The 26148-nt window shown below is 40.6% G+C and carries 11 protein-coding genes, 5 tRNA genes and 10 rRNA genes; 2 read left to right on the top strand and 24 right to left on the bottom strand.

Features of this window, described 5'->3' with window-relative positions; translation table 11 throughout:
- Positions 1 to 16: 16 nt before the first annotated feature.
- From G9F71_RS01170 to G9F71_RS01135, 8 genes are all read right to left on the bottom strand, one after another.
- Positions 17 to 268, bottom strand: coding sequence for a YkuS family protein (locus tag G9F71_RS01170; protein ID WP_124996815.1), 252 nt, complete (start codon positions 266 to 268; stop codon positions 17 to 19).
- Between the two features lie 167 nt (positions 269 to 435).
- The gene (locus tag G9F71_RS01165) at positions 436 to 639 is read right to left on the bottom strand and encodes a heavy-metal-associated domain-containing protein (RefSeq protein WP_164947231.1); all 204 of its coding nucleotides are present in this window, start codon (positions 637 to 639) and stop codon (positions 436 to 438) included.
- Positions 640 to 649: 10 nt separating this feature from the next.
- The gene (locus tag G9F71_RS01160; RefSeq protein ID WP_164947230.1) at positions 650 to 1561 is read right to left on the bottom strand and encodes a stage 0 sporulation family protein; all 912 of its coding nucleotides are present in this window, start codon (positions 1559 to 1561) and stop codon (positions 650 to 652) included.
- Position 1562: 1 nt separating this feature from the next.
- Positions 1563 to 2507 (bottom strand): DNA polymerase III subunit delta', encoded by a 945-nt coding sequence (locus G9F71_RS01155; protein ID WP_164947229.1) that lies wholly within the window; start codon positions 2505 to 2507, stop codon positions 1563 to 1565.
- Between the two features lie 57 nt (positions 2508 to 2564).
- Positions 2565 to 2894, bottom strand: a complete 330-nt coding sequence (locus G9F71_RS01150; RefSeq protein WP_124996806.1) for a cyclic-di-AMP receptor — start codon at positions 2892 to 2894, stop codon at positions 2565 to 2567.
- Between the two features lie 14 nt (positions 2895 to 2908).
- Entirely contained in the window at positions 2909 to 3529 is a 621-nt protein-coding gene (gene tmk, locus G9F71_RS01145) for a dTMP kinase (protein WP_164950287.1), read from the bottom strand.
- Between the two features lie 50 nt (positions 3530 to 3579).
- Positions 3580 to 5028: an aminotransferase class I/II-fold pyridoxal phosphate-dependent enzyme gene (locus tag G9F71_RS01140; protein ID WP_164950286.1), complete on the bottom strand. Its 1449-nt coding sequence runs from the start codon at positions 5026 to 5028 to the stop codon at positions 3580 to 3582.
- Complete coding sequence (locus G9F71_RS01135; RefSeq protein WP_124996800.1) at positions 5007 to 5219, bottom strand: sigma factor G inhibitor Gin; 213 nt, start codon at positions 5217 to 5219, stop codon at positions 5007 to 5009. The genes G9F71_RS01140 and G9F71_RS01135 overlap by 22 nt, the downstream gene beginning before the upstream one ends.
- A gap of 391 nt (positions 5220 to 5610) precedes the next feature.
- On the opposite strand from G9F71_RS01135, the gene G9F71_RS01130 reads away from it, so the two are divergent.
- A complete protein-coding gene (locus G9F71_RS01130) occupies positions 5611 to 6756 on the top strand; it encodes a M20 family metallopeptidase (RefSeq protein ID WP_164950285.1) in 1146 nt (381 codons plus the stop codon).
- 94 nt (positions 6757 to 6850) lie between these two features.
- Here G9F71_RS01130 and G9F71_RS01125 read toward each other — a convergent pair whose 3' ends face one another.
- The 6 genes from G9F71_RS01125 to G9F71_RS01100 all read right to left on the bottom strand — a co-directional run bounded on the left by G9F71_RS01125 (position 6851) and on the right by G9F71_RS01100 (position 12886).
- The gene (locus G9F71_RS01125; RefSeq protein ID WP_124996796.1) at positions 6851 to 7342 is read right to left on the bottom strand and encodes a hypothetical protein; all 492 of its coding nucleotides are present in this window, start codon (positions 7340 to 7342) and stop codon (positions 6851 to 6853) included.
- Between the two features lie 427 nt (positions 7343 to 7769).
- Positions 7770 to 7844, bottom strand: a tRNA-Cys gene (locus G9F71_RS01120).
- Positions 7845 to 7849: 5 nt separating this feature from the next.
- Positions 7850 to 7925, bottom strand: a tRNA-Phe gene (locus G9F71_RS01115).
- 5 nt (positions 7926 to 7930) lie between these two features.
- Positions 7931 to 8047: ribosomal RNA gene (gene rrf / locus G9F71_RS01110) — 5S ribosomal RNA — on the bottom strand.
- An 81-nt stretch (positions 8048 to 8128) separates the two neighbouring features.
- Positions 8129 to 11054, bottom strand: a 23S ribosomal RNA gene (locus tag G9F71_RS01105).
- Positions 11055 to 11368: 314 nt separating this feature from the next.
- A 16S ribosomal RNA gene (locus tag G9F71_RS01100) occupies positions 11369 to 12886 on the bottom strand.
- Between the two features lie 443 nt (positions 12887 to 13329).
- Here G9F71_RS01100 and G9F71_RS01095 point away from each other — a divergent pair.
- A complete protein-coding gene (locus G9F71_RS01095; protein WP_164952554.1) occupies positions 13330 to 14061 on the top strand; it encodes an NAD-dependent protein deacylase in 732 nt (243 codons plus the stop codon).
- A 56-nt stretch (positions 14062 to 14117) separates the two neighbouring features.
- Here G9F71_RS01095 and rrf (G9F71_RS01090) read toward each other — a convergent pair.
- From rrf (G9F71_RS01090) to rrf (G9F71_RS01045), 10 genes are all read right to left on the bottom strand, one after another.
- Positions 14118 to 14234 (bottom strand): 5S ribosomal RNA (gene rrf, locus G9F71_RS01090).
- A gap of 57 nt (positions 14235 to 14291) precedes the next feature.
- Positions 14292 to 17217 (bottom strand): 23S ribosomal RNA (locus G9F71_RS01085).
- A gap of 314 nt (positions 17218 to 17531) precedes the next feature.
- A 16S ribosomal RNA gene (locus G9F71_RS01080) occupies positions 17532 to 19050 on the bottom strand.
- A 1000-nt stretch (positions 19051 to 20050) separates the two neighbouring features.
- Positions 20051 to 20167: ribosomal RNA gene (gene rrf, locus G9F71_RS01075) — 5S ribosomal RNA — on the bottom strand.
- A gap of 57 nt (positions 20168 to 20224) precedes the next feature.
- Positions 20225 to 23150: ribosomal RNA gene (locus tag G9F71_RS01070) — 23S ribosomal RNA — on the bottom strand.
- A gap of 157 nt (positions 23151 to 23307) precedes the next feature.
- Positions 23308 to 23384 (bottom strand) — tRNA-Ile (locus G9F71_RS01065).
- A gap of 5 nt (positions 23385 to 23389) precedes the next feature.
- Positions 23390 to 23465: transfer RNA gene (locus tag G9F71_RS01060), tRNA-Ala, on the bottom strand.
- A 175-nt stretch (positions 23466 to 23640) separates the two neighbouring features.
- A 16S ribosomal RNA gene (locus tag G9F71_RS01055) occupies positions 23641 to 25159 on the bottom strand.
- A gap of 772 nt (positions 25160 to 25931) precedes the next feature.
- Positions 25932 to 26008, bottom strand: a tRNA-Ile gene (locus G9F71_RS01050).
- 7 nt (positions 26009 to 26015) lie between these two features.
- Positions 26016 to 26132: ribosomal RNA gene (rrf, locus tag G9F71_RS01045) — 5S ribosomal RNA — on the bottom strand.
- The 16S, 23S and 5S rRNA genes sit together here with 5 tRNA genes alongside, the layout of an rRNA operon.
- Positions 26133 to 26148 lie beyond the last annotated feature (16 nt).

Raw genomic sequence — 26148 nt, 5'->3', positions numbered from 1 at the left:
GGCGGTTGATTATCTACTACTTAGCTTCTATTCTCTGCATAACTTCCTTGGCCGTCATTCCAGTTGCATCAATAATTGGAGTGCTTGAGATAGTATCCTCTATTCCCATAATATTTTGATTTTCACCTGTAACAACAATTGCATCATATTTATTTAAAAAATTGCCTGCATTTTTCTTTCTGTTATCAAACTCTTTCACTGTATATCCTTCTTTGCATAAGTAATCACTAATTATGCCCAACCCATTTTGTACTGCCACTTTCTTCATACTTCATACCTCCCTTCAAAATTATTATCTCCAATAAAAAAAAGAGTATTCACAGGAAGTAATTATACTTGAGTCTTTAACATTGTAAAAAAAATACCGAATACATAGTTATCCAAACCATCTACTCGGTATTTATAAAACTCTAATTGTGGGTCTTTTTTGTTTTTTTATATAACTGCGTACCCAGCATCTTCAATAGACTCAATTAAATTATCTAATGAAACAAAATAATCATCATATATTATTTCTATTTCTTTGCTTTCACAATTTATTTGGCAAGCAATAACTCCTTGATTATTTGATATTGCCACATTAATGTTACTAATATCATCTGAAGTATTCATATTGCATACTTTTATAACTGACTTCATCTATATCCTCCTAATTATCTTTGAATAATTCTTTTATTATATATGAATCTTCTTCATTTCCGACCAACTCCAATTTAATATCCGCAACAACTACAGTATCTTCATAGCTTCCTGAAATTAATGTTAGGTCTTCAATTTTAACCTCCACTATTTCTTCATCACTACCATTAAGTTTTATCTTAATTTTAACAGCTTCTTTTACTACACTATTTCCGATAACTTCTGCTCTACCATAAGGTGTATCAACTATGGAGCCTAAAGTAGGTAATGTTTTTCTTATTTTTTCATAAGTATCCTGCTCATAATTTAAGCAGCACATTAGTCTCCCACATATACCTGAAATTTTTGTAGGGTTTAATGATAAGTTTTGCTCTTTGGCCATTTTTATAGAAACTGGTGCGAACTCTCCTAAAAAAGTTGAACAACACATAGGTCTACCACATGGTCCAAGCCCGCCTATCATTTTCGCTTCATCTCTAACGCCTATTTGTCTAAGTTCTATTCTTGTTCTAAATACAGCCGCAAGATCCTTTACGAGTTCTCGAAAATCTACTCTTCCATCTGCTGTGAAGTAAAATATAACTTTATTATTATCAAAAGTATACTCTACATCTATAAGTTTCATATCAAGTTCATGTTTATGAATTTTATCTAAGCAAACCTCGTAAGCTTCCGTTTCTTTTCTTTTATTTTCCGCATCTTTTTCTGCATCTGCATCTGTAGCCTTTCTAATAACGCATTTTAGAGGAGATACTATATCATCTTCTTTTATTTCCTTTATTCCAATAACACATTCTCCAAATTCTATACCTCTTACTGTTTCAACGATAACCTTATTTCCCTTTTGAATATCTATATCGTTTGGGCTAAAATAATATATTTTACCAGCTTTTTTAAATCTTACTCCTATGACTGTAACCATTTTAAACCTCCTGCATTTTAAGTAGCATTACCTGAAACGTAAGCCCTGGGTTAACGTTCCTATCTAAATTCTCTCTAGTATCGTTTATTATATTTATAATACCATTTAATTTGTTAAATGAAAATATATTGGCTAATTCTTTTATACTTAATAACTTATCTATGTTAATAATTATATTTTCTTCTTCAATTTCTTTATATATTATAGTATCCCTAATATACGAAAGAAATGCAGTTAATATTTCTTTAAAGTTTTCTTTTTGATCCGATAATTTCTTTTCATATTTCATTAATTCTTCAGTTCCCACTTTATTGAGCTGGAGTAATATTTCCAATGTAATATTTCTAATATTTTTAAAATTATTATCGAAAAGAAATTTTTCTGCTCTCCCAGGTATTCCATCACTAAAAGCCACAATAACTTTTGTTTCCTCTAAAGATAAACTTGGATGATTTACTTTTAGAAATTTTTCCATTTCACCTACAGTTAAGCTTTTTAATTTATGTATTTGACATCTTGATTTTATTGTATCCAATATTACTTCTAGATTTTCACATAGTAAAAATATAGTCACATTCTTAGGTGGCTCTTCAATTGTTTTTAAAAAAGCATTTTGAGCTTGGGTTGTCATTTTATCAGCTTCATAAATAATTATGACTTTCTTATCCCCTTCATAAGGTTTTTTATTAATTTCTTCAATTAAAGTTCTTATAGAATTAACTCCTATTGTACTTTTACTTTTTTCTATGTGCCATTCCACTAAATCAACATATTGCATATCTTTATTCTTTCCTAAAATCTTAAACCCTATATTCCTAGCGAGTATACTTTTTCCTATTCCATCCTCTCCAACTAAAAGATGAGCATGTGATAGTTTATCTAAATTTATAGATTTACTTATTTGGTTTTTTATATTATTATGGCCTATTATGCTCTCAAAACTCATTTTAGTCCTCCATATGCATATAAGCAAGTATAGATTTATATACTTGCTTATAAATAGTTATAACTTTATATATTTATCCACATCAACTACAAATACATTTGCTCCACCTGCGTCCACTTCAATAGGAAATGGCATATATACTCCTGTAGATCCAGCTACTGGTGAAGGTGATGTTACTATTTGCTTTCTTGACTTGCACACATCTTTTATAATAGCTAAAACTTCATCTACCTTTTCTTTCTCTACACCTATTAGCAATGTTGTATTTCCTGCTTTTAAAAAACCACCTGTAGTCGCGAGTTTTGTAACTCTAAAATCTTTGTCTGTTATTACTTCAATTAAATCACTTGCATCATCATCTTGTACTATTGCAATAACTAATTTCATATAATCCCATCCTTTTATAATTTTATTTTTTTAATAGCTTTTATTATATCTTTATGTACTTCATCTACATTTCTATTACCATTGATTACTTCTATTTTATCATATTTCTTACAAATATCTAAGTAACCTTCAAAAACTTTTTTATGGAACTCATTTCCACTATTTTCTAAACGATCTAAAGTCCCTTGCATTTTTTTCCTCTTTAGCCCTTCTTCATAAGGAATGGTAATCATAAAAGTTAAATCTGCCTCTAGTCCATCTAAGGCAGCTTCATTAATGCTTCTTATTCTTTCCATACCAAGTCCTCTACCAATCCCTTGATACACCATTGAAGAATAAACAAACCTATCACATATAACCATCTTACCAAGGGCTAATGCTGGCTTTATAACCTCACTCACTAGTTGTGCACGAGATGCTGCATAGAGTAATGCTTCACACATATCGCTCATATTAGAATTATCATTGTCTAGTATTATATCTCTGATTTTCTCGCTAATTTCTGTTCCTCCTGGCTCTCTTGTTCTTACTACCTCATATCCTGCCTCTTTTAGATACCCTTCTAATAATTCTATTTGAGTAGTTTTTCCTGAACCATCTGGACCTTCTAATATTATTAGACGACCTATTTCCATGCAATCCCCTCCACCAATATATATATATTAATATATAACAATAATAATATCTATTTCTCTACTATTGCTACTTTTCCTTCATTAATTCCAAGCACTGTTACATTGCACCGCATGTAATATTCTATGACAGCTATAGTATGTTCATCTATCCTTTCTCCAGGCATTACAATAGGTATTCCTGGCGGATATGGAACTATTGCTACCGCACTTATTTTACCCTCTAAATTTCTTACCTCCACCATGGTTTTCTCTCTATCCATTACTTCATATGGGTGCATAAGAGAAATTGGAATATCGTAATCTATTAAATCTACATATTCTTGCTTTAAAGTATTCATATCACAGTCTTTAAGCGCTATATATAAGGCATTAAACTCTTGCTGCGAATTAAATGGAGAAAATATTAAAACTACATTTCTACTATCACTCATTTCAGCTTGAATTTTGTTTACTCTTAAATATTCTAATAATTTATGCCCACTGTAACCTTTGGGTACATTTAGTATATACCTAGTTAAATCCATAGTATACTTATTAATGTCTTTATCATATTTTCCTGACATCTCATATAAATCTTCAGGGCCTAAAACATAAAATTTATTAAGGCTATTAATTTTATCTCTATAAAACTGGCAGAGTTCAATTAACTTTTCATAATCATTTTCACCATACTCCTCCAGATAAAACCTTGCATAATCCATAGAGCATAAGAGCATATAGGAGGGACTTGTACTTAAAAAAGCACTTACATAAAAATCTACTTTACTAATATCAATCCCCTCTCCTACATGTAAAAAAGCTGTTTGTGTTAAGCTGGGTAGTGTTTTATGTGCACTCATGACTACCATATCCGCTCCCATTTTCAAAGGACTTTCAGGTAATAACGTAGATGATCCAAAATGAGCACCATGTGCAGAGTCTACTAATACCTTCATGTTATATTTTCTAGCTATTTCAATAACATACCGTAAATCTAAGCATATACCATAATAATTAGGGTAGGTAACGATAATCCCTTTAGCATCTTTATTTTTATTAATCAAATATAAAAAATGCTCCTTATCTAAGGGAAAAGGAGCATCATATTTCGAATTAATTTTATTTTTAATATATACTGGTTTTAATTTTCTCATGATAATGGCATTAAATATGGAACGATGACAATTTCTCTCTACTATAATTTTATCACCCTCATTGAAACATGAAAAAATCATAGCTAAATTCCCACTAGTACTGCCATTCACTAGAAAATAAGATTTAATACTTCCATAGTATTCACTCAACAACTTTTGAGATTCTTTTATTATACCTTCTGCACAATGAAGATTATCTACTCCATCAACCTCGGTGATATCTCCTTTTATGAGATTTTCATAAAGCTCCCTTCCCTGCAACGTTTTTAAAAACCCGAGTCCACCCTTATGACCTGGCATAGAAAAGGGAATATTTTTTTCTTTTATATATTTTAACACTCCTTCTACAAGTGGTAATTTTGACAATCCTTAGTCACTCCTCTTGGCAAGCACTGTACCAAAGTCTTTCTTATACAGTTCTTGTAATATTCATAGAAATCTGTATTAGCCTTTGCCTTTATAATTCTTCCTTCGCAATTCACACAAATTCCTCTTCCATTTATTATTATACCATCATTTAGAGGCTTTCTGCATATAATACATTTTTCTTTTTTCATAATTTCCCCCTTAAACTTGCTCTTTTAAATCATCACCTCTGGCACTGCAATATTAACGACTTCAGAATGATATTTATACTTCCATATAAGTTTTTTTCTTGTTACAGTATTTGACGCCTATTTATAAATATCGGTTACTTCCCTTCTGAAATGCCGTTAAAACTAACTAAAGTATAGCCTCTTATTATATATTTTATTCAAGTAAGTACGGTTTCTTATTTTGTCCACATAATTATTGGAAATATATTTATCTACATTTTAAGTCAAAACAAGCTATTAAAAATTGTTATATGACCTTATAAAACTTTATTTGTTATTATCAATATATTTATGGACCTTAGGTTATACTAACTGTGTTAATAATAACAAAAATTTGAAAGGAGATTGTTCCATGAGACAAAAAATTATAAGTTATTTAAGCACTATAAAAGAAGATATATATAATTTATCTAAATATCTTTATGATAATCCAGAAACAAGTTATAAAGAATATAAAGGTTGTTCTTATATAATAAATATGCTAAAAGATCATGATTTTGAAATACAAGAAAACTATTGTAATATTCCTACTTCCTTTTACGCTAAATATGGAAGTGGTCACCCTAAGATATGTTATATATGCAAATACGCATCTACAGAAAATGCAGGTCATATTTTTGGTAATAACGTGAATGCAAGTATTTCTACTGCAGCGGCATTAGGTTTATCAAAGGTAATCTCTAAAATTGGAGGAACTGTAATTTTACTAGGATGCCCAGGTGGTTACTCCAATGGAGCAGAATTAGCTTTAACAAAAGAAAAATGCTTGGATGATATAGATGTTATATTTGCACCTCACTGCGATATAAGCAATGCGGAAAGTGGTACTTCCATGGCTACCATCCCAATTAAAATTGTGTATAATCAAGATATTAACACTAATAATAAAGAGATTGGTAAATTTTCATCTTTAGATGCTTATTTATATATATTTAATACATTTAGTCAATTGTTAAAAGGGTTAAACAACAGTTGTTATATTGATGCTGTCTCCATAAGTAATGCTTCCTCTTGTGCTAACTCACATTCTCAATCAGAGGCTAAACTTTATTTGACAGCTACTAAAATAACCGAGGCTAAAGTATTAGAAAAAACTATGGGTGATTTTGTGAAGTCACTGTCTGGAATAATGAATATAACTCCAGAGATTAGCCTATTTGAATTACCTTCAGAAGAACTTTTGACTAATAAATCACTATCAAGAATATTTACACATAACTTAAAAGAATGTGGCATTATTAATATTGATCCTTGTAAAAACGCAACATATGGCCTCGGAATAGGAGCTATAAGCCATATTACGCCATGCATATACCCCTCAATAGCTATTACAGATAAATCCCTAATAAGTTGCCCATCAACAGCATTTGCTTTAGAAACTCAAACAGACTTTTGCAAAAGTAATATTATAAGAGCTGCTGCAGCTCTTGCTATAACCGGCCTAGACATTATTGAAAAGCAAGATTTATTAAAAGAAATTATAGTTGAATTAAAATAGCATAAAATTAATATTGTTAAATATCTTTGCGATAAAAAAAAAGAAGTATAATTTTAATCCAATTATACTTCTTTTATATATTTACTAATTATTTTTAAAATAATGGTTTTGCTTTTAATGACCTAATTTTATTCATAAGACCTTCGCTAGGCTCAAAGTAAAACTTTTTGAATTTATCTCCTGCTTTATATACACAGCAAAACTTACTTCCATTAAATGTAGAACATATATACTTTTTACTGCTACTAATATGAATGTGTGTGTTACAATTACTATGTTTACCGATAAATTCTATATCCTTTAATTTAATATCCTCTAGTATTTTAGACTCTTCACCTCTTATTTTATGAATAATGAATTGGTCTGCAACAATAGAATACTTATACTTAATCTTACATCTTGAAAATTCAATAAAACAAAGAGCTACCATTAATGTATTAAAGAACATAGTTATGAATGTTTTTAAATTTATGCTACCTATATTTATCTTAGGTAATAAGTCTGATAGGCATATAAATGTAATTAGTGTAATAAACAACACCACCACAACTGGAAACTTTTTTCTTTGAACCATCTCTTTATACATAAAATTTTAGACCCCCTAAAGTAATTTAAAATGTTAGGCATAAATAGTTTTGTGTCCAACATATGTGATTATACTAGCATTTCATACATTAATCTACTTGCACCAAGTTCCCTATAGTGTGTATAACCTCAGTATATGAGCATATTACTTACTTAGGCTAACTTGTATGTATCAACATATGTATTTCTAAGTTTATCTCTAAATTGCTATTTTTTATAAAAATTTATGTCTATTTTATTTATTTATATATATTAAAGAATATAAACTTAGTATAAGTATATCAGTATAAATGTAAACTTATACATTTTTTTATTTTACAATATTTTATATAATTGTCTACTTTATAATTGATATGCAGTTTTCCTTCAACATATACACTCAAAATATTGAACGTAAAAAAGCACTTTGTATTATTTACAAAGTGCTTTGGAGGCGCCACCCGGATTTGAACCGGGGAATAAAGGTTTTGCAGACCTTGACCTTACCGCTTGGCTATAGCGCCATAACTGGTGGCTAGACCAGGAATCGAACCAGGGACACGAGGATTTTCAGTCCTCTGCTCTACCGACTGAGCTATCCAGCCACATTACCTGGCGACGACCTACTCTCCCACAAAGTTACCCCTGCAGTACCATTGGCGCATTGAAGCTTAACCGACCTGTTCGGTATGGGAAGGGGTGTTACCTTCATGCCATAATCACCAGATTGAGAAAATTATATTCTCTCAAAATTGCACAGTGAAATTATCTTCTCGCTTTCGCTTGAAGCTTACGCTTTATATATATTAAGGTCAAGCCCTCGACTTATTAGTATTAGTCAGCTGAACATGTTACCATGCTTACACCTCTAACCTATCAACCTGGTGTTCTTCCAGGAGTCTTACTAACACCGCACTTACGTGCGAGTTATGGGAAATCTCATCTCAGGGTGGGCTTCACGCTTAGATGCTTTCAGCGTTTATCCCTTCCAAACATAGCTACCCAGCGATGCCACTGGCGTGACAACTGGTGCACCAGAGGTTTGTCCATCCCGGTCCTCTCGTACTAAGGACAGCTCCCTTCAAATTTCCTACGCCCGCGACGGATAGGGACCGAACTGTCTCACGACGTTCTGAACCCAGCTCGCGTGCCGCTTTAATGGGCGAACAGCCCAACCCTTGGGACCTACTTCAGCCCCAGGATGCGACGAGCCGACATCGAGGTGCCAAACCTCCCCGTCGATGTGGACTCTTGGGGGAGATCAGCCTGTTATCCCCGAGGTAGCTTTTATCCGTTGAGCGATGGCCCTCCCACGAGGTACCACCGGATCACTAAGTCCGACTTTCGTCCCTGCTCCACTTGTAGGTGTCGCAGTCAGGCTCCCTTCTGCCTTTGCACTCTTCGCGCGATTTCCAACCGCGCTGAGGGAACCTTTGAGCGCCTCCGTTACTTTTTTGGAGGCGACCGCCCCAGTCAAACTGCCCACCTAACAATGTCCTGTGACCAGATTCATGGCCTCCAGTTAGAACCTCAGTACTGTCAGGGTGGTATCCCAAGGATGACTCCACACAGGCTGACGCCCATGTTTCTCAGTCTCCCACCTATCCTGTACAGACAATACCGAAATTCAATGCTAAGCTACAGTAAAGCTCTACGGGGTCTTTCCGTCCAATCGCGGGTAGCCAGCATCTTCACTGGCACTACAATTTCGCCGGATGTGCTGTTGAGACAGTGCCCAAATCATTACGCCATTCGTGCGGGTCGGAACTTACCCGACAAGGAATTTCGCTACCTTAGGACCGTTATAGTTACGGCCGCCGTTTACTGGGGCTTAAGTTCATACCTTCGCTTGCGCTAAGTAATCCCCTTAACCTTCCAGCACCGGGCAGGCGTCAGCCCCTATACATCAGCTTTCGCTTTAGCAGAGACCTGTGTTTTTGCTAAACAGTTGCTTGGGCCTATTCTCTGCGACCTACTTTCGTAGGCACCCCTTCTCCCGAAGTTACGGGGTCAATTTGCCGAGTTCCTTAACAGCAATTCTTCCGATGGTCTTAGGATTCTCTCCTCACCTACCTGTGTCGGTTTGCGGTACGGGCACCAATATCCTCGATAGAGACTTTTCTTGGCAGCGTGGAATCAGATACTTCAGGAATAAATTCCCTTCCCCATAACATCTCAGCGTTAAGAGCAAACGGATTTGCCTGCTTGCTCCGCCTAAATGCTTAGACACACATCCAATAGTGTGCACATCTTATCCTCCTGCGTCATCCCATTTCTAATAACGTCCATTGGTGGTATCGGAATATCAACCGATTGTCCATCACCTACGCCTTTCGGCCTCGGCTTAGGTCCCGACTAACCCTGAGAGGACGAGCCTTCCTCAGGAAACCTTAGGTTTTCGACCGTTAAGATTCTCACTTAACTCTCGCTACTTATGCCAACATTCTCACTTCTGTACCGTCCACCACTCCTTACGGTATGACTTCAGCCAGTACAGAAAGCTCCTCTACCGCGTACACATAGTGTACACCCATAGCTTCGGTGGTAAGTTTTAGCCCCGGACATCTTCGGCGCAGGATCTCTTGACTAGTGAGCTATTACGCACTCTTTGAATGAGTGGCTGCTTCTGAGCCAACATCCTAGTTGTCTTAGAAATCCCACATCCTTTTCCACTTAACTTACACTTTGGGACCTTAGCTGATGGTCTGGGCTGTTTCCCTTTTGACTACGGATCTTATCATTCGCAGTCTGACTGCCGAAATAAAAGTATATGGCATTCGGAGTTTGATAGGGTTCAGTAACTGTTGTCAGCCCCTAGCCCATTCAGTGCTCTACCTCCATTACTCAATTAATCGACGCTAGCCCTAAAGCTATTTCGAGGAGAACCAGCTATCTCCGAGTTCGATTGGAATTTCTCCGCTATCCACAGCTCATCCCATGGTTTTTCAACACCAACGTGGTTCGGACCTCCACGGAATTTTACTTCCGCTTCATCCTGGCCATGGATAGGTCACCCGGTTTCGGGTCTACGACATGCAACTATAGCGCCCTATTCAGACTTGGTTTCCCTTCGGCTCCGTACCTTAAGTACTTAACCTTGCTACATATCGTAACTCGTTGGCTCGTTCTACAAAAAGCACGCCGTCACACATAAAAAGTGCTCCGACCGGTTGTAGGCACACGGTTTCAGGTTCTATTTCACTCCCCTTCCGGGGTTCTTTTCACCTTTCCCTCACGGTACTTCTTCACTATCGGTCACTAGGTAGTATTTAGCCTTGGGAGGTGGTCCTCCCTGCTTCCCACAAGGTTTCACGTGTCTCGTGGTACTCTGGATTAGATCTGACTGTTTTTCCTTTTCATTTACAGGCCTATTACCTTCTGCGGAGCAGCTTTCCAGCTATCTTCAATTAAGGAATTGCAGTATTTATGATCTATCCTCAACCCCTAGGTCAAAGACCTAGGTTTGGGCTCTTTCCCTTTCGCTCGCCGCTACTTAGGAAATCGATGTTTCTTTCTCTTCCTCCGGGTACTTAGATGTTTCAGTTCCCCGGGTCTACCTCTGCATACCTATTTATTCAGTATGCAGTACATAGTTGTTACTATGTGGGTTCCCCCATTCGGAAATCTTTGGATCACTGGCTATTTGCGCCTACCCAAAGCTTATCGCAGCTTAACGCGTCCTTCTTCGGCTCCTAGTGCCAAGGCATTCGCCATGCGCCCTTTGTAGCTTAACCTTTATCTTTATCTACTTACGTAGATAATTTCGTCTATTTACATAAACGTTTTAATTCATTTTGCGAAATTGTATTAAATTCATCTATACACCATTTACATGGGTTTAACTTATTAAAACAACTTTAATTTCACTGTGCAATTTTCAAAGAACATTTTTAGAAAAACTATCTATTAGTCAACTCCAAAGAGTTAACTAAAATTAGTCTCTCAAAATTAAACAGAGAATAGGTTACGAGTAATTACAGTAGACATTTTGAAGAATAATTAAATTCTTCTTGTTGCATTGACCGAAGTCTTTGCATCTACTCCCTAGAAAGGAGGTGATCCAGCCGCAGGTTCTCCTACGGCTACCTTGTTACGACTTCACCCCAATCATCAATCCCACCTTCGGCCGCTGGCTCCTTACGGTTACCTCACGGACTTCGGGTGTTACCAACTCTCATGGTGTGACGGGCGGTGTGTACAAGGCCCGGGAACGTATTCACCGCGACATGCTGATTCGCGATTACTAGCAACTCCGGCTTCATGTAGGCGAGTTGCAGCCTACAATCCGAACTGGGATGAGTTTTTGAGTTTGGCTCCACCTTGCGGTCTTGCATCTCTTTGTACTCACCATTGTAGCACGTGTGTAGCCCTAGACATAAGGGGCATGATGATTTGACGTCATCCCCACCTTCCTCCCGGTTAACCCGGGCAGTCTCACTAGAGTGCTCAACTAAATGGTAGCAACTAATGATAAGGGTTGCGCTCGTTGCGGGACTTAACCCAACATCTCACGACACGAGCTGACGACAACCATGCACCACCTGTCACCCTGTCCCGAAGGACTTCGCCCATCTCTGGGTTATGCAGGGGATGTCAAGTCTAGGTAAGGTTCTTCGCGTTGCTTCGAATTAAACCACATGCTCCGCTGCTTGTGCGGGCCCCCGTCAATTCCTTTGAGTTTTAATCTTGCGATCGTACTCCCCAGGCGGAATACTTATTGTGTTAACTGCGGCACCGAGGTTCGACCCCCGACACCTAGTATTCATCGTTTACGGCGTGGACTACCAGGGTATCTAATCCTGTTTGCTCCCCACGCTTTCATGCCTCAGCGTCAGTTACAGTCCAGTAAGTCGCCTTCGCCACTGGTGTTCTTCCTAATCTCTACGCATTTCACCGCTACACTAGGAATTCCACTTACCTCTCCTGCACTCTAGACACCCAGTTTCAAATGCAGCACCCAAGTTAAGCTCGGGTATTTCACATCTGACTTAAATGTCCGCCTACGCATCCTTTACGCCCAGTAAATCCGGACAACGCTTGCCACCTACGTATTACCGCGGCTGCTGGCACGTAGTTAGCCGTGGCTTCCTCCTCTGGTACCGTCATTATCGTCCCAGAAGACAGAACTTTACAACCCGAAGGCCTTCATCATTCACGCGGCGTTGCTGCGTCAGGGTTTCCCCCATTGCGCAATATTCCCCACTGCTGCCTCCCGTAGGAGTCTGGACCGTGTCTCAGTTCCAATGTGGCCGATCACCCTCTCAGGTCGGCTACGCATCGTTGCCTTGGTGGGCCGTTACCTCACCAACTAGCTAATGCGCCGCGGGTCCATCTCAAAGTGGAATTTTCCGAAGAAAAATCCTTTGATGTTTCAATCATGCGATCAAAACATATTATGCGGTATTAATCTCCCTTTCGGGAGGCTATTCCCCTCTTTGAGGCAGGTTACCCACGTGTTACTCACCCGTCCGCCGCTAATCCACCCCGAAGGGTTTCATCGCTCGACTTGCATGTGTTAGGCACGCCGCCAGCGTTCGTCCTGAGCCAGGATCAAACTCTCAATTTAAAAGTTTACACTTTTTATTTGAAATGAATAATCTGCGCCAACTGTTAAGCTGGTTAGCAAGCTCATTACATACTTTTTAGTCTTACGACTAAAATTACTTTTTTATCTAAAGTAATTAACTGGTCTAACGAAATATTATTTCGCTATTTTACCTATTTCTCTGTTTAATTTTCAAAGACCAACTTGTTTTGTCATCATGTGACGACAAGTAGTATCTTACCATAACAAACTTATTGTATAATGAAGTTATAGTTCGTATAGTGAATTTATCTTTATTTTTCTCCACTATTCATAATTAATCCTACCCATATCTCCTATTGATACACTAGGATAAGTATATAGTTTCTTGTACCTAATTTAAAATTTTTATTATACTATACTTTCTTGTTAATAACTACTAAATATCTCTTTAACTGTTATACTGTAATAAAGGAGCTGATATTATGAGTTATGAACTATTAAAAACAATTATAAAAAATGCTACTAATATGGTTTTTTTTGGAGGTGCAGGGGTATCTACAGAAAGTTGTATTCCTGATTTTCGTTCCAAAAATGGTTTGTATAGTATAAAAACTGATTTAAAATTTCCTCCTGAAGTTATTTTAAGTCATTCCTTTTTTATAAATAATACTGAGGATTTTTTTCAATTTTACAAATCTAATATGATTTTTTTAGATGTAATACCTAATGATGCACATATTACATTGGCTAAACTGGAAGAAAAAAATAAATTAAAAGCTATAATCACCCAAAACATTGATGGTTTACATCAAATGGCAGGCTCTAAAAATGTATATGAACTTCATGGGTCTGTACATAGAAATTACTGTATGCAATGCAATCATTTTTTTGATTCAACTTATATATTAAATAGTAAAACCATAATTCCTAGGTGTGATAGTTGTGGTGGAATTATTAAACCTGATGTAGTTCTTTATGAAGAAAATTTAGATATGAATATATTAGAACGTTCTATTAAAGCAATAAGTATTGCTGATACCTTAATTGTGGGGGGCACTTCTCTTGTGGTATACCCTGCTGCAAATTTGATAAAATATTTTAAAGGAAATAACTTAATTCTTATCAACAAATCCTCCACCCCTTATGATAATCAAGCAACCCTAGTTATTCATGACAGTATAGGAAAAGTTTTAAGTACTGTATACAAATTTTAATTTATACTCTTAACGCAAAATAAAAACCACTAAGTTAGACTTAGTGGTTTTTTGTTACCTGGCGACGACTTACTCTCCCACAAGGTCACCCCTGCAGTACCATTAGCGCATTGAAGCTTAACCTTCGTGTTCGGTATGGGAACGGGTGTTACCTTCATGCCATAATCACCAGATTGAGAAAATTATATTCTCTCAAAATTGCACAGTGAAATTCTCGCTTTATATATATTAAGGTCAAGCCCTCGACTTATTAGTATTAGTCAGCTGAACATGTTACCATGCTTACACCTCTAACCTATCAACCTGGTGTTCTTCCAGGAGTCTTACTAACACCGCACTTACGTGCGAGTTATGGGAAATCTCATCTCAGGGTGGGCTTCACGCTTAGATGCTTTCAGCGTTTATCCCTTCCAAACATAGCTACCCAGCGATGCCACTGGCGTGACAACTGGTGCACCAGAGGTTTGTCCATCCCGGTCCTCTCGTACTAAGGACAGCTCCCTTCAAATTTCCTACGCCCGCGACGGATAGGGACCGAACTGTCTCACGACGTTCTGAACCCAGCTCGCGTGCCGCTTTAATGGGCGAACAGCCCAACCCTTGGGACCTACTTCAGCCCCAGGATGCGACGAGCCGACATCGAGGTGCCAAACCTCCCCGTCGATGTGGACTCTTGGGGGAGATCAGCCTGTTATCCCCGAGGTAGCTTTTATCCGTTGAGCGATGGCCCTCCCACGAGGTACCACCGGATCACTAAGTCCGACTTTCGTCCCTGCTCCACTTGTAGGTGTCGCAGTCAGGCTCCCTTCTGCCTTTGCACTCTTCGCGCGATTTCCAACCGCGCTGAGGGAACCTTTGAGCGCCTCCGTTACTTTTTTGGAGGCGACCGCCCCAGTCAAACTGCCCACCTAACAATGTCCTGTGACCAGATTCATGGCCTCCAGTTAGAACCTCAGTACTGTCAGGGTGGTATCCCAAGGATGACTCCACACAGGCTGACGCCCATGTTTCTCAGTCTCCCACCTATCCTGTACAGACAATACCGAAATTCAATGCTAAGCTACAGTAAAGCTCTACGGGGTCTTTCCGTCCAATCGCGGGTAGCCAGCATCTTCACTGGCACTACAATTTCGCCGGATGTGCTGTTGAGACAGTGCCCAAATCATTACGCCATTCGTGCGGGTCGGAACTTACCCGACAAGGAATTTCGCTACCTTAGGACCGTTATAGTTACGGCCGCCGTTTACTGGGGCTTAAGTTCATACCTTCGCTTGCGCTAAGTAATCCCCTTAACCTTCCAGCACCGGGCAGGCGTCAGCCCCTATACATCAGCTTTCGCTTTAGCAGAGACCTGTGTTTTTGCTAAACAGTTGCTTGGGCCTATTCTCTGCGACCTACTTTCGTAGGCACCCCTTCTCCCGAAGTTACGGGGTCAATTTGCCGAGTTCCTTAACAGCAATTCTTCCGATGGTCTTAGGATTCTCTCCTCACCTACCTGTGTCGGTTTGCGGTACGGGCACCAATATCCTCGATAGAGACTTTTCTTGGCAGCGTGGAATCAGATACTTCAGGAATAAATTCCCTTCCCCATAACATCTCAGCGTTAAGAGCAAACGGATTTGCCTGCTTGCTCCGCCTAAATGCTTAGACACACATCCAATAGTGTGCACATCTTATCCTCCTGCGTCATCCCATTTCTAATAACGTCCATTGGTGGTATCGGAATATCAACCGATTGTCCATCACCTACGCCTTTCGGCCTCGGCTTAGGTCCCGACTAACCCTGAGAGGACGAGCCTTCCTCAGGAAACCTTAGGTTTTCGACCGTTAAGATTCTCACTTAACTCTCGCTACTTATGCCAACATTCTCACTTCTGTACCGTCCACCACTCCTTACGGTATGACTTCAGCCAGTACAGAAAGCTCCTCTACCGCGTACACATAGTGTACACCCATAGCTTCGGTGGTAAGTTTTAGCCCCGGACATCTTCGGCGCAGGATCTCTTGACTAGTGAGCTATTACGCACTCTTTGAATGAGTGGCTGCTTCTGAGCCAACATCCTAGTTGTCTTAGAAATCCCACATCCTTTTCCACTTAACTTACACTTTGGGACCTTAGCTGATGGTCTGGGCTGTTTCCCTTTTGACTACGGATCTTATCATTCGCAGTCTGACTGCCGAAATAAAAGTATATGGCATTCGGAGTTTGATAGGGTTCAGTAACTGTTGTCAGCCCCTAGCCCATTCAGTGCTCTACCTCCATTACTCAATTAATCGACGCTAGCCCTAAAGCTATTTCGAGGAGAACCAGCTATCTCCGAGTTCGATTGGAATTTCTCCGCTATCCACAGCTCATCCCATGGTTTTTCAACACCAACGTGGTTCGGACCTCCACGGAATTTTACTTCCGCTTCATCCTGGCCATGGATAGGTCACCCGGTTTCGGGTCTACGACATGCAACTATAGCGCCCTATTCAGACTTGGTTTCCCTTCGGCTCCGTACCTTAAGTACTTAACCTTGCTACATATCGTAACTCGTTGGCTCGTTCTACAAAAAGCACGCCGTCACACATAAAAAGTGCTCCGACCGGTTGTAGGCACACGGTTTCAGGTTCTATTTCACTCCCCTTCCGGGGTTCTTTTCACCTTTCCCTCACGGTACTTCTTCACTATCGGTCACTAGGTAGTATTTAGCCTTGGGAGGTGGTCCTCCCTGCTTCCCACAAGGTTTCACGTGTCTCGTGGTACTCTGGATTAGATCTGACTGTTTTTCCTTTTCATTTACAGGCCTATTACCTTCTGCGGAGCAGCTTTCCAGCTATCTTCAATTAAGGAATTGCAGTATTTATGATCTATCCTCAACCCCTAGGTCAAAGACCTAGGTTTGGGCTCTTTCCCTTTCGCTCGCCGCTACTTAGGAAATCGATGTTTCTTTCTCTTCCTCCGGGTACTTAGATGTTTCAGTTCCCCGGGTCTACCTCTGCATACCTATTTATTCAGTATGCAGTACATAGTTGTTACTATGTGGGTTCCCCCATTCGGAAATCTTTGGATCACTGGCTATTTGCGCCTACCCAAAGCTTATCGCAGCTTAACGCGTCCTTCTTCGGCTCCTAGTGCCAAGGCATTCGCCATGCGCCCTTTGTAGCTTAACCTTTATCTTTATCTACTTACGTAGATAATTTCGTCTATTTACATAAACGTTTTAATTCATTTTGCGAAATTGTATTAAATTCATCTATACACCATTTACATGGGTTTAACTTATTAAAACAACTTTAATTTCACTGTGCAATTTTCAAAGAACATTTTTAGAAAAACTATCTATTAGTCAACTCCAAAGAGTTAACTAAAATTAGTCTCTCAAAATTAAACAGAGAATAGGTTACGAGTAATTACAGTAGACATTTTGAAGAATAATTAAATTCTTCTTGTTGCATTGACCGAAGTCTTTGCATCTACTCCCTAGAAAGGAGGTGATCCAGCCGCAGGTTCTCCTACGGCTACCTTGTTACGACTTCACCCCAATCATCAATCCCACCTTCGGCCGCTGGCTCCTTACGGTTACCTCACGGACTTCGGGTGTTACCAACTCTCATGGTGTGACGGGCGGTGTGTACAAGGCCCGGGAACGTATTCACCGCGACATGCTGATTCGCGATTACTAGCAACTCCGGCTTCATGTAGGCGAGTTGCAGCCTACAATCCGAACTGGGATGAGTTTTTGAGTTTGGCTCCACCTTGCGGTCTTGCATCTCTTTGTACTCACCATTGTAGCACGTGTGTAGCCCTAGACATAAGGGGCATGATGATTTGACGTCATCCCCACCTTCCTCCCGGTTAACCCGGGCAGTCTCACTAGAGTGCTCAACTAAATGGTAGCAACTAATGATAAGGGTTGCGCTCGTTGCGGGACTTAACCCAACATCTCACGACACGAGCTGACGACAACCATGCACCACCTGTCACCCTGTCCCGAAGGACTTCGCCCATCTCTGGGTTATGCAGGGGATGTCAAGTCTAGGTAAGGTTCTTCGCGTTGCTTCGAATTAAACCACATGCTCCGCTGCTTGTGCGGGCCCCCGTCAATTCCTTTGAGTTTTAATCTTGCGATCGTACTCCCCAGGCGGAATACTTATTGTGTTAACTGCGGCACCGAGGTTCGACCCCCGACACCTAGTATTCATCGTTTACGGCGTGGACTACCAGGGTATCTAATCCTGTTTGCTCCCCACGCTTTCATGCCTCAGCGTCAGTTACAGTCCAGTAAGTCGCCTTCGCCACTGGTGTTCTTCCTAATCTCTACGCATTTCACCGCTACACTAGGAATTCCACTTACCTCTCCTGCACTCTAGACACCCAGTTTCAAATGCAGCACCCAAGTTAAGCTCGGGTATTTCACATCTGACTTAAATGTCCGCCTACGCATCCTTTACGCCCAGTAAATCCGGACAACGCTTGCCACCTACGTATTACCGCGGCTGCTGGCACGTAGTTAGCCGTGGCTTCCTCCTCTGGTACCGTCATTATCGTCCCAGAAGACAGAACTTTACAACCCGAAGGCCTTCATCATTCACGCGGCGTTGCTGCGTCAGGGTTTCCCCCATTGCGCAATATTCCCCACTGCTGCCTCCCGTAGGAGTCTGGACCGTGTCTCAGTTCCAATGTGGCCGATCACCCTCTCAGGTCGGCTACGCATCGTTGCCTTGGTGGGCCGTTACCTCACCAACTAGCTAATGCGCCGCGGGTCCATCTCAAAGTGGAATTCTCTAAAAGAAAAATCCTTTGATGTAAAGGTCATGCGACCAAAACATATTATGCGGTATTAATCTCCCTTTCGGGAGGCTATTCCCCTCTTTGAGGCAGGTTACCCACGTGTTACTCACCCGTCCGCCGCTAATCCACCCCGAAGGGTTTCATCGCTCGACTTGCATGTGTTAGGCACGCCGCCAGCGTTCGTCCTGAGCCAGGATCAAACTCTCAATTTAAAAGTTTACACTTTTTATTTGAAATGAATAATCTGCGCCAACTGTTAAGCTGGTTAGCAAGCTCATTACATACTTTTTAGTCTTACGACTAAAATTACTTTTTTATCTAAAGTAATTAACTGGTCTAACGAAATATTATTTCGCTATTTTACCTATTTCTCTGTTTAATTTTCAAAGACCAATTTGCTTTGTCATCATGTGACGACTTCTACTATTTTACTTGGTATTGCTTGTTTTGTCAATAACTTTTTAAAATTAATTTTCATATAAAAATTTATTAAATTGTAATTAACATCTAACTTTCTGAGCCACTCTTTCGTGACTACAAGGAATATTCTATCATATACACATATAAGGCATTTATGCTAACTCTTGAAATACGACAATTATATTCACTATTCTCTATGTTACTACTAATTATTAACTTTATTCTATAGTGATACACTAGGATTAGTATACTATATTTTTATAATCAAAACGTTGAATTTAAACTTTTTGTACAAAATTTTACCTTCCTCTGCATAATGTCATAAAAGAAACCAACGCATCTGTAGAGAGGTTGATTTCTTTTTTATAAATAAGTTTGCTTTAACTTTCAAACTAATAAATTAAGTCACCTTATTCTTTCACCACTAAATAAGTATCTCTTCTTATCTAAAATACTATACGTATAATATTACTATTTACCCAAAATCAGCTTTTGATTATTGGTTTTACCTAAATTTAGTTTCCTTTTAATAGTTTGGTTATAACTGACTGCAATACTAACTATATATTAAATTAATTCCTGTAACTGCTGATAACTCAATAATATTAGTCACATCTTTAATAAAAATAATTTCTTAACATAAAAATTACCCAATATGTATTTCTACATATGGGGGTTATAAATAAGCTTACTAAATATATTATTTAATGTTTTCATTCTGTTGACATACGTCAACAAATTTAAGGCATACCAAAATAAAAACCACTAAGTTAGACTTAGTGGTTTTTTGTTACCTGGCGACGACTTACTCTCCCACAAGGTCACCCCTGCAGTACCATTAGCGCATTGAAGCTTAACCGACCTGTTCGGTATGGGAAGGGGTGTTACCTTCATGCCATAATCACCAGATTGAGAAAATTATATTCTCTCAAAATTGCACAGTGAAATTCTCGCTTTATATATATTAAGGTCAAGCCCTCGACTTATTAGTATTAGTCAGCTGAACATGTTACCATGCTTACACCTCTAACCTATCAACCTGGTGTTCTTCCAGGAGTCTTACTAACACCGTGCTTACGCACGAGTTATGGGAAATCTCATCTCAGGGTGGGCTTCACGCTTAGATGCTTTCAGCGTTTATCCCTTCCAAACATAGCTACCCAGCGATGCCACTGGCGTGACAACTGGTGCACCAGAGGTTTGTCCATCCCGGTCCTCTCGTACTAAGGACAGCTCCCTTCAAATTTCCTACGCCCGCGACGGATAGGGACCGAACTGTCTCACGACGTTCTGAACCCAGCTCGCGTGCCGCTTTAATGGGCGAACAGCCCAACCCTTGGGACCTACTTCAGCCCCAGGATGCGACGAGCCGACATCGAGGTGCCAAACCTCCCCGTCGATGTGGACTCTTGGGGGAGATCAGCCTGTTATCCCCGAGGTAGCTTTTATCCGTTGAGCGATGGCCCTCCCACGAGGTACCACCGGATCACTAAGTCCGACTTTCGTCCCTGCTCCACTTGTAGGTGTCGCAGTCAGGCTCCCTTCTGCCTTTGCACTCTTCGCGCGATTTCCAACCGCGCTGAGGGAACCTTTGAGCGCCTCCGTTACTTTTTTGGAGGCGACCGCCCCAGTCAAACTGCCCACCTAACAATGTCCTGTGACCAGATTCATGGCCTCCAGTTAGAACCTCAGTACTGTCAGGGTGGTATCCCAAGGATGACTCCACACAGGCTGACGCCCATGTTTCTCAGTCTCCCACCTATCCTGTACAGACAATACCGAAATTCAATGCTAAGCTACAGTAAAGCTCTACGGGGTCTTTCCGTCCAATCGCGGGTAGCCAGCATCTTCACTGGCACTACAATTTCGCCGGATGTGCTGTTGAGACAGTGCCCAAATCATTACGCCATTCGTGCGGGTCGGAACTTACCCGACAAGGAATTTCGCTACCTTAGGACCGTTATAGTTACGGCCGCCGTTTACTGGGGCTTAAGTTCATACCTTCGCTTGCGCTAAGTAATCCCCTTAACCTTCCAGCACCGGGCAGGCGTCAGCCCCTATACATCAGCTTTCGCTTTAGCAGAGACCTGTGTTTTTGCTAAACAGTTGCTTGGGCCTATTCTCTGCGACCTACTTTCGTAGGCACCCCTTCTCCCGAAGTTACGGGGTCAATTTGCCGAGTTCCTTAACAGCAATTCTTCCGATGGTCTTAGGATTCTCTCCTCACCTACCTGTGTCGGTTTGCGGTACGGGCACCAATATCCTCGATAGAGACTTTTCTTGGCAGCGTGGAATCAGATACTTCAGGAATAAATTCCCTTCCCCATAACATCTCAGCGTTAAGAGCAAACGGATTTGCCTGCTTGCTCCGCCTAAATGCTTAGACACACATCCAATAGTGTGCACATCTTATCCTCCTGCGTCATCCCATTTCTAATAACGTCCATTGGTGGTATCGGAATATCAACCGATTGTCCATCACCTACGCCTTTCGGCCTCGGCTTAGGTCCCGACTAACCCTGAGAGGACGAGCCTTCCTCAGGAAACCTTAGGTTTTCGACCGTTAAGATTCTCACTTAACTCTCGCTACTTATGCCAACATTCTCACTTCTGTACCGTCCACCACTCCTTACGGTATGACTTCAGCCAGTACAGAAAGCTCCTCTACCGCGTACACATAGTGTACACCCATAGCTTCGGTGGTAAGTTTTAGCCCCGGACATCTTCGGCGCAGGATCTCTTGACTAGTGAGCTATTACGCACTCTTTGAATGAGTGGCTGCTTCTGAGCCAACATCCTAGTTGTCTTAGAAATCCCACATCCTTTTCCACTTAACTTACACTTTGGGACCTTAGCTGATGGTCTGGGCTGTTTCCCTTTTGACTACGGATCTTATCATTCGCAGTCTGACTGCCGAAATAAAAGTATATGGCATTCGGAGTTTGATAGGGTTCAGTAACTGTTGTCAGCCCCTAGCCCATTCAGTGCTCTACCTCCATTACTCAATTAATCGACGCTAGCCCTAAAGCTATTTCGAGGAGAACCAGCTATCTCCGAGTTCGATTGGAATTTCTCCGCTATCCACAGCTCATCCCATGGTTTTTCAACACCAACGTGGTTCGGACCTCCACGGAATTTTACTTCCGCTTCATCCTGGCCATGGATAGGTCACCCGGTTTCGGGTCTACGACATGCAACTATAGCGCCCTATTCAGACTTGGTTTCCCTTCGGCTCCGTACCTTAAGTACTTAACCTTGCTACATATCGTAACTCGTTGGCTCGTTCTACAAAAAGCACGCCGTCACACATAAAAAGTGCTCCGACCGGTTGTAGGCACACGGTTTCAGGTTCTATTTCACTCCCCTTCCGGGGTTCTTTTCACCTTTCCCTCACGGTACTTCTTCACTATCGGTCACTAGGTAGTATTTAGCCTTGGGAGGTGGTCCTCCCTGCTTCCCACAAGGTTTCACGTGTCTCGTGGTACTCTGGATTAGATCTGACTGTTTTTCCTTTTCATTTACAGGCCTATTACCTTCTGCGGAGCAGCTTTCCAGCTATCTTCAATTAAGGAATTGCAGTATTTATGATCTATCCTCAACCCCTAGGTCAAAGACCTAGGTTTGGGCTCTTTCCCTTTCGCTCGCCGCTACTTAGGAAATCGATGTTTCTTTCTCTTCCTCCGGGTACTTAGATGTTTCAGTTCCCCGGGTCTACCTCTGCATACCTATTTATTCAGTATGCAGTACATAGTTGTTACTATGTGGGTTCCCCCATTCGGAAATCTTTGGATCACTGGCTATTTGCGCCTACCCAAAGCTTATCGCAGCTTAACGCGTCCTTCTTCGGCTCCTAGTGCCAAGGCATTCGCCATGCGCCCTTTGTAGCTTAACCTTTATCTTTATCTACTTGCGTAGATAATTTCGTTTATTTACATAAACGTTTTAATTCATTTTGCGAAATTGTATTAAATTCATCTATACACCATTTACATGGCTTTAAATCTTTTAAACAACTTTAATTTCACTATGCAATTTTCAAAGAACATAAATGGTGGGTCTAAATGGACTCGAACCATCGACTTCTGCCTTATCAGAGCAGCGCTCTAACCAGCTGAGCTATAGACCCATTAATGGTGGAGGTAAAGGGAATCGAACCCTTGACCCCCTGCGTGCAAGGCAGGTGCTCTCCCAGCTGAGCTATACCCCCATTTTTGGAATTTCATTTTAGAAAAACTATTTATTAGTTAACGCCTAAGAGTTAACTAAAATTAGTCTCTCAAAATTAAACAGAGAATAGGTTACGAGTAATTACAGTAGACATTTTGAAGAATAATTAAATTCTTCTTGTTGCATTGACCGAAGTCTTTGCATCTACTCCCTAGAAAGGAGGTGATCCAGCCGCAGGTTCTCCTACGGCTACCTTGTTACGACTTCACCCCAATCATCAATCCCACCTTCGGCCGCTGGCTCCTTACGGTTACCTCACGGACTTCGGGTGTTACCAACTCTCATGGTGTGACGGGCGGTGTGTACAAGGCCCGGGAACGTATTCACCGCGACATGCTGATTCGCGATTACTAGCAACTCCGGCTTCATGTAGGCGAGTTGCAGCCTACAATCCGAACTGGGATGAGTTTTTGAGTTTGGCTCCACCTTGCGGTCTTGCATCTCTTTGTACTCACCATTGTAGCACGTGTGTAGCCCTAGACATAAGGGGCATGATGATTTGACGTCATCCCCACCTTCCTCCCGGTTAACCCGGGCAGTCTCACTAGAGTGCTCAACTAAATGGTAGCAACTAATGATAAGGGTTGCGCTCGTTGCGGGACTTAACCCAACATCTCACGACACGAGCTGACGACAACCATGCACCACCTGTCACCCTGTCCCGAAGGACTTCGCCCATCTCTGGGTTATGCAGGGGATGTCAAGTCTAGGTAAGGTTCTTCGCGTTGCTTCGAATTAAACCACATGCTCCGCTGCTTGTGCGGGCCCCCGTCAATTCCTTTGAGTTTTAATCTTGCGATCGTACTCCCCAGGCGGAATACTTATTGTGTTAACTGCGGCACCGAGGTTCGACCCCCGACACCTAGTATTCATCGTTTACGGCGTGGACTACCAGGGTATCTAATCCTGTTTGCTCCCCACGCTTTCATGCCTCAGCGTCAGTTACAGTCCAGTAAGTCGCCTTCGCCACTGGTGTTCTTCCTAATCTCTACGCATTTCACCGCTACACTAGGAATTCCACTTACCTCTCCTGCACTCTAGACACCCAGTTTCAAATGCAGCACCCAAGTTAAGCTCGGGTATTTCACATCTGACTTAAATGTCCGCCTACGCATCCTTTACGCCCAGTAAATCCGGACAACGCTTGCCACCTACGTATTACCGCGGCTGCTGGCACGTAGTTAGCCGTGGCTTCCTCCTCTGGTACCGTCATTATCGTCCCAGAAGACAGAACTTTACAACCCGAAGGCCTTCATCATTCACGCGGCGTTGCTGCGTCAGGGTTTCCCCCATTGCGCAATATTCCCCACTGCTGCCTCCCGTAGGAGTCTGGACCGTGTCTCAGTTCCAATGTGGCCGATCACCCTCTCAGGTCGGCTACGCATCGTTGCCTTGGTGGGCCGTTACCTCACCAACTAGCTAATGCGCCGCGGGTCCATCTCAAAGTGGAATTCTCTAAAAGAAAAATCCTTTGATGTAAAGGTCATGCGACCAAAACATATTATGCGGTATTAATCTCCCTTTCGGGAGGCTATTCCCCTCTTTGAGGCAGGTTACCCACGTGTTACTCACCCGTCCGCCGCTAATCCACCCCGAAGGGTTTCATCGCTCGACTTGCATGTGTTAGGCACGCCGCCAGCGTTCGTCCTGAGCCAGGATCAAACTCTCAATTTAAAAGTTTACACTTTTTATTTGAAATGAATAATCTGCGCCAACTGTTAAGCTGGTTAGCAAGCTCATTACATACTTTTTAGTCTTACGACTAAAATTACTTTTTTATCTAAAGTAATTAACTGGTCTAACGAAATATTATTTCGCTATTTTACCTATTTCTCTGTTTAATTTTCAAAGACCAATTTGTCTTTATCGTTAATTATTCGTAACGACAAGGAATATCTTATCATAAGAATATAGTTTTGTATTTAAACTAATGTTTATATAATGACATTAGTGTTTATTTACTCTATATTACTCAAAAATACTAATAATTAACTATACTGACACGCCTGAATAAGTGTCCATATGTTTCTTGTTAACTTTCCTTTATAAAAGCAATTATTATTAATTTTTACTTCATACAATACATGTTAATGCTTTATCTTATTCTTTAATTATTTAGAATCTATATGAAAAATCTTAATAATTTTAATGTTATTTAAAATAAAACACTTTTAAATAAAAAAAATTGACATAAATAATTATGCCAACCCTTCTTTAATATATGTGGGTAAATATAAAACCTAACTTTACAGTTAGGCTTTTGTAAGTATATTTATATTAAAAGTATATTTTATTATAATTTATACAAAATGTATCCACATTATCCCCAAATATTCGCATGATTTATGTTAATAAAAAAATGTATTACTACAACTTACATAGCATATAGTTTTTAAACTACAATACATAACGAAAATAAAAAGACAGTTCTAATAGAACTGTCTTTTGGTGGACCTTCAGGGACTCGAACCCCGGACCGACCGGTTATGAGCCGGTAGCTCTAACCAGCTGAGCTAAAGATCCATTTTTTACCTGGCGACGACCTACTCTCCCACAAAGTTACCCCTGCAGTACCATTGGCGCATTGAAGCTTAACCGACCTGTTCGGTATGGGAAGGGGTGTTACCTTCATGCCATAATCACCAGATTGAGAAAATTATATT

The organism is Clostridium sp. FP2 (assembly GCF_011065955.2).
Taxonomy (GTDB): Bacteria; Bacillota; Clostridia; order Clostridiales; family Clostridiaceae; genus Clostridium_AD; species Clostridium_AD tagluense.
Note: the sequence above shows the minus strand (reverse complement) of the source record. Positions and strands in the feature narration are given on the sequence as shown.

Coding starts and splice junctions, on each gene's coding strand:
- G9F71_RS01135 (WP_124996800.1), bottom strand. CDS start 5,219: ATGAAAAAAGAAAAATGTATTATATGCAGAAAGCCTCTAAATGATGGT.
- G9F71_RS01150 (WP_124996806.1), bottom strand. CDS start 2,894: ATGAAATTAGTTATTGCAATAGTACAAGATGATGATGCAAGTGATTTA.
- G9F71_RS01095 (WP_164952554.1), top strand. CDS start 13,330: ATGAGTTATGAACTATTAAAAACAATTATAAAAAATGCTACTAATATG.
- tmk (WP_164950287.1), bottom strand. CDS start 3,529: ATGGAAATAGGTCGTCTAATAATATTAGAAGGTCCAGATGGTTCAGGA.
- G9F71_RS01170 (WP_124996815.1), bottom strand. CDS start 268: ATGAAGAAAGTGGCAGTACAAAATGGGTTGGGCATAATTAGTGATTAC.
- G9F71_RS01165 (WP_164947231.1), bottom strand. CDS start 639: ATGAAGTCAGTTATAAAAGTATGCAATATGAATACTTCAGATGATATT.
- G9F71_RS01130 (WP_164950285.1), top strand. CDS start 5,611: ATGAGACAAAAAATTATAAGTTATTTAAGCACTATAAAAGAAGATATA.
- G9F71_RS01125 (WP_124996796.1), bottom strand. CDS start 7,342: ATGTATAAAGAGATGGTTCAAAGAAAAAAGTTTCCAGTTGTGGTGGTG.
- G9F71_RS01160 (WP_164947230.1), bottom strand. CDS start 1,561: ATGGTTACAGTCATAGGAGTAAGATTTAAAAAAGCTGGTAAAATATAT.
- G9F71_RS01155 (WP_164947229.1), bottom strand. CDS start 2,507: ATGAGTTTTGAGAGCATAATAGGCCATAATAATATAAAAAACCAAATA.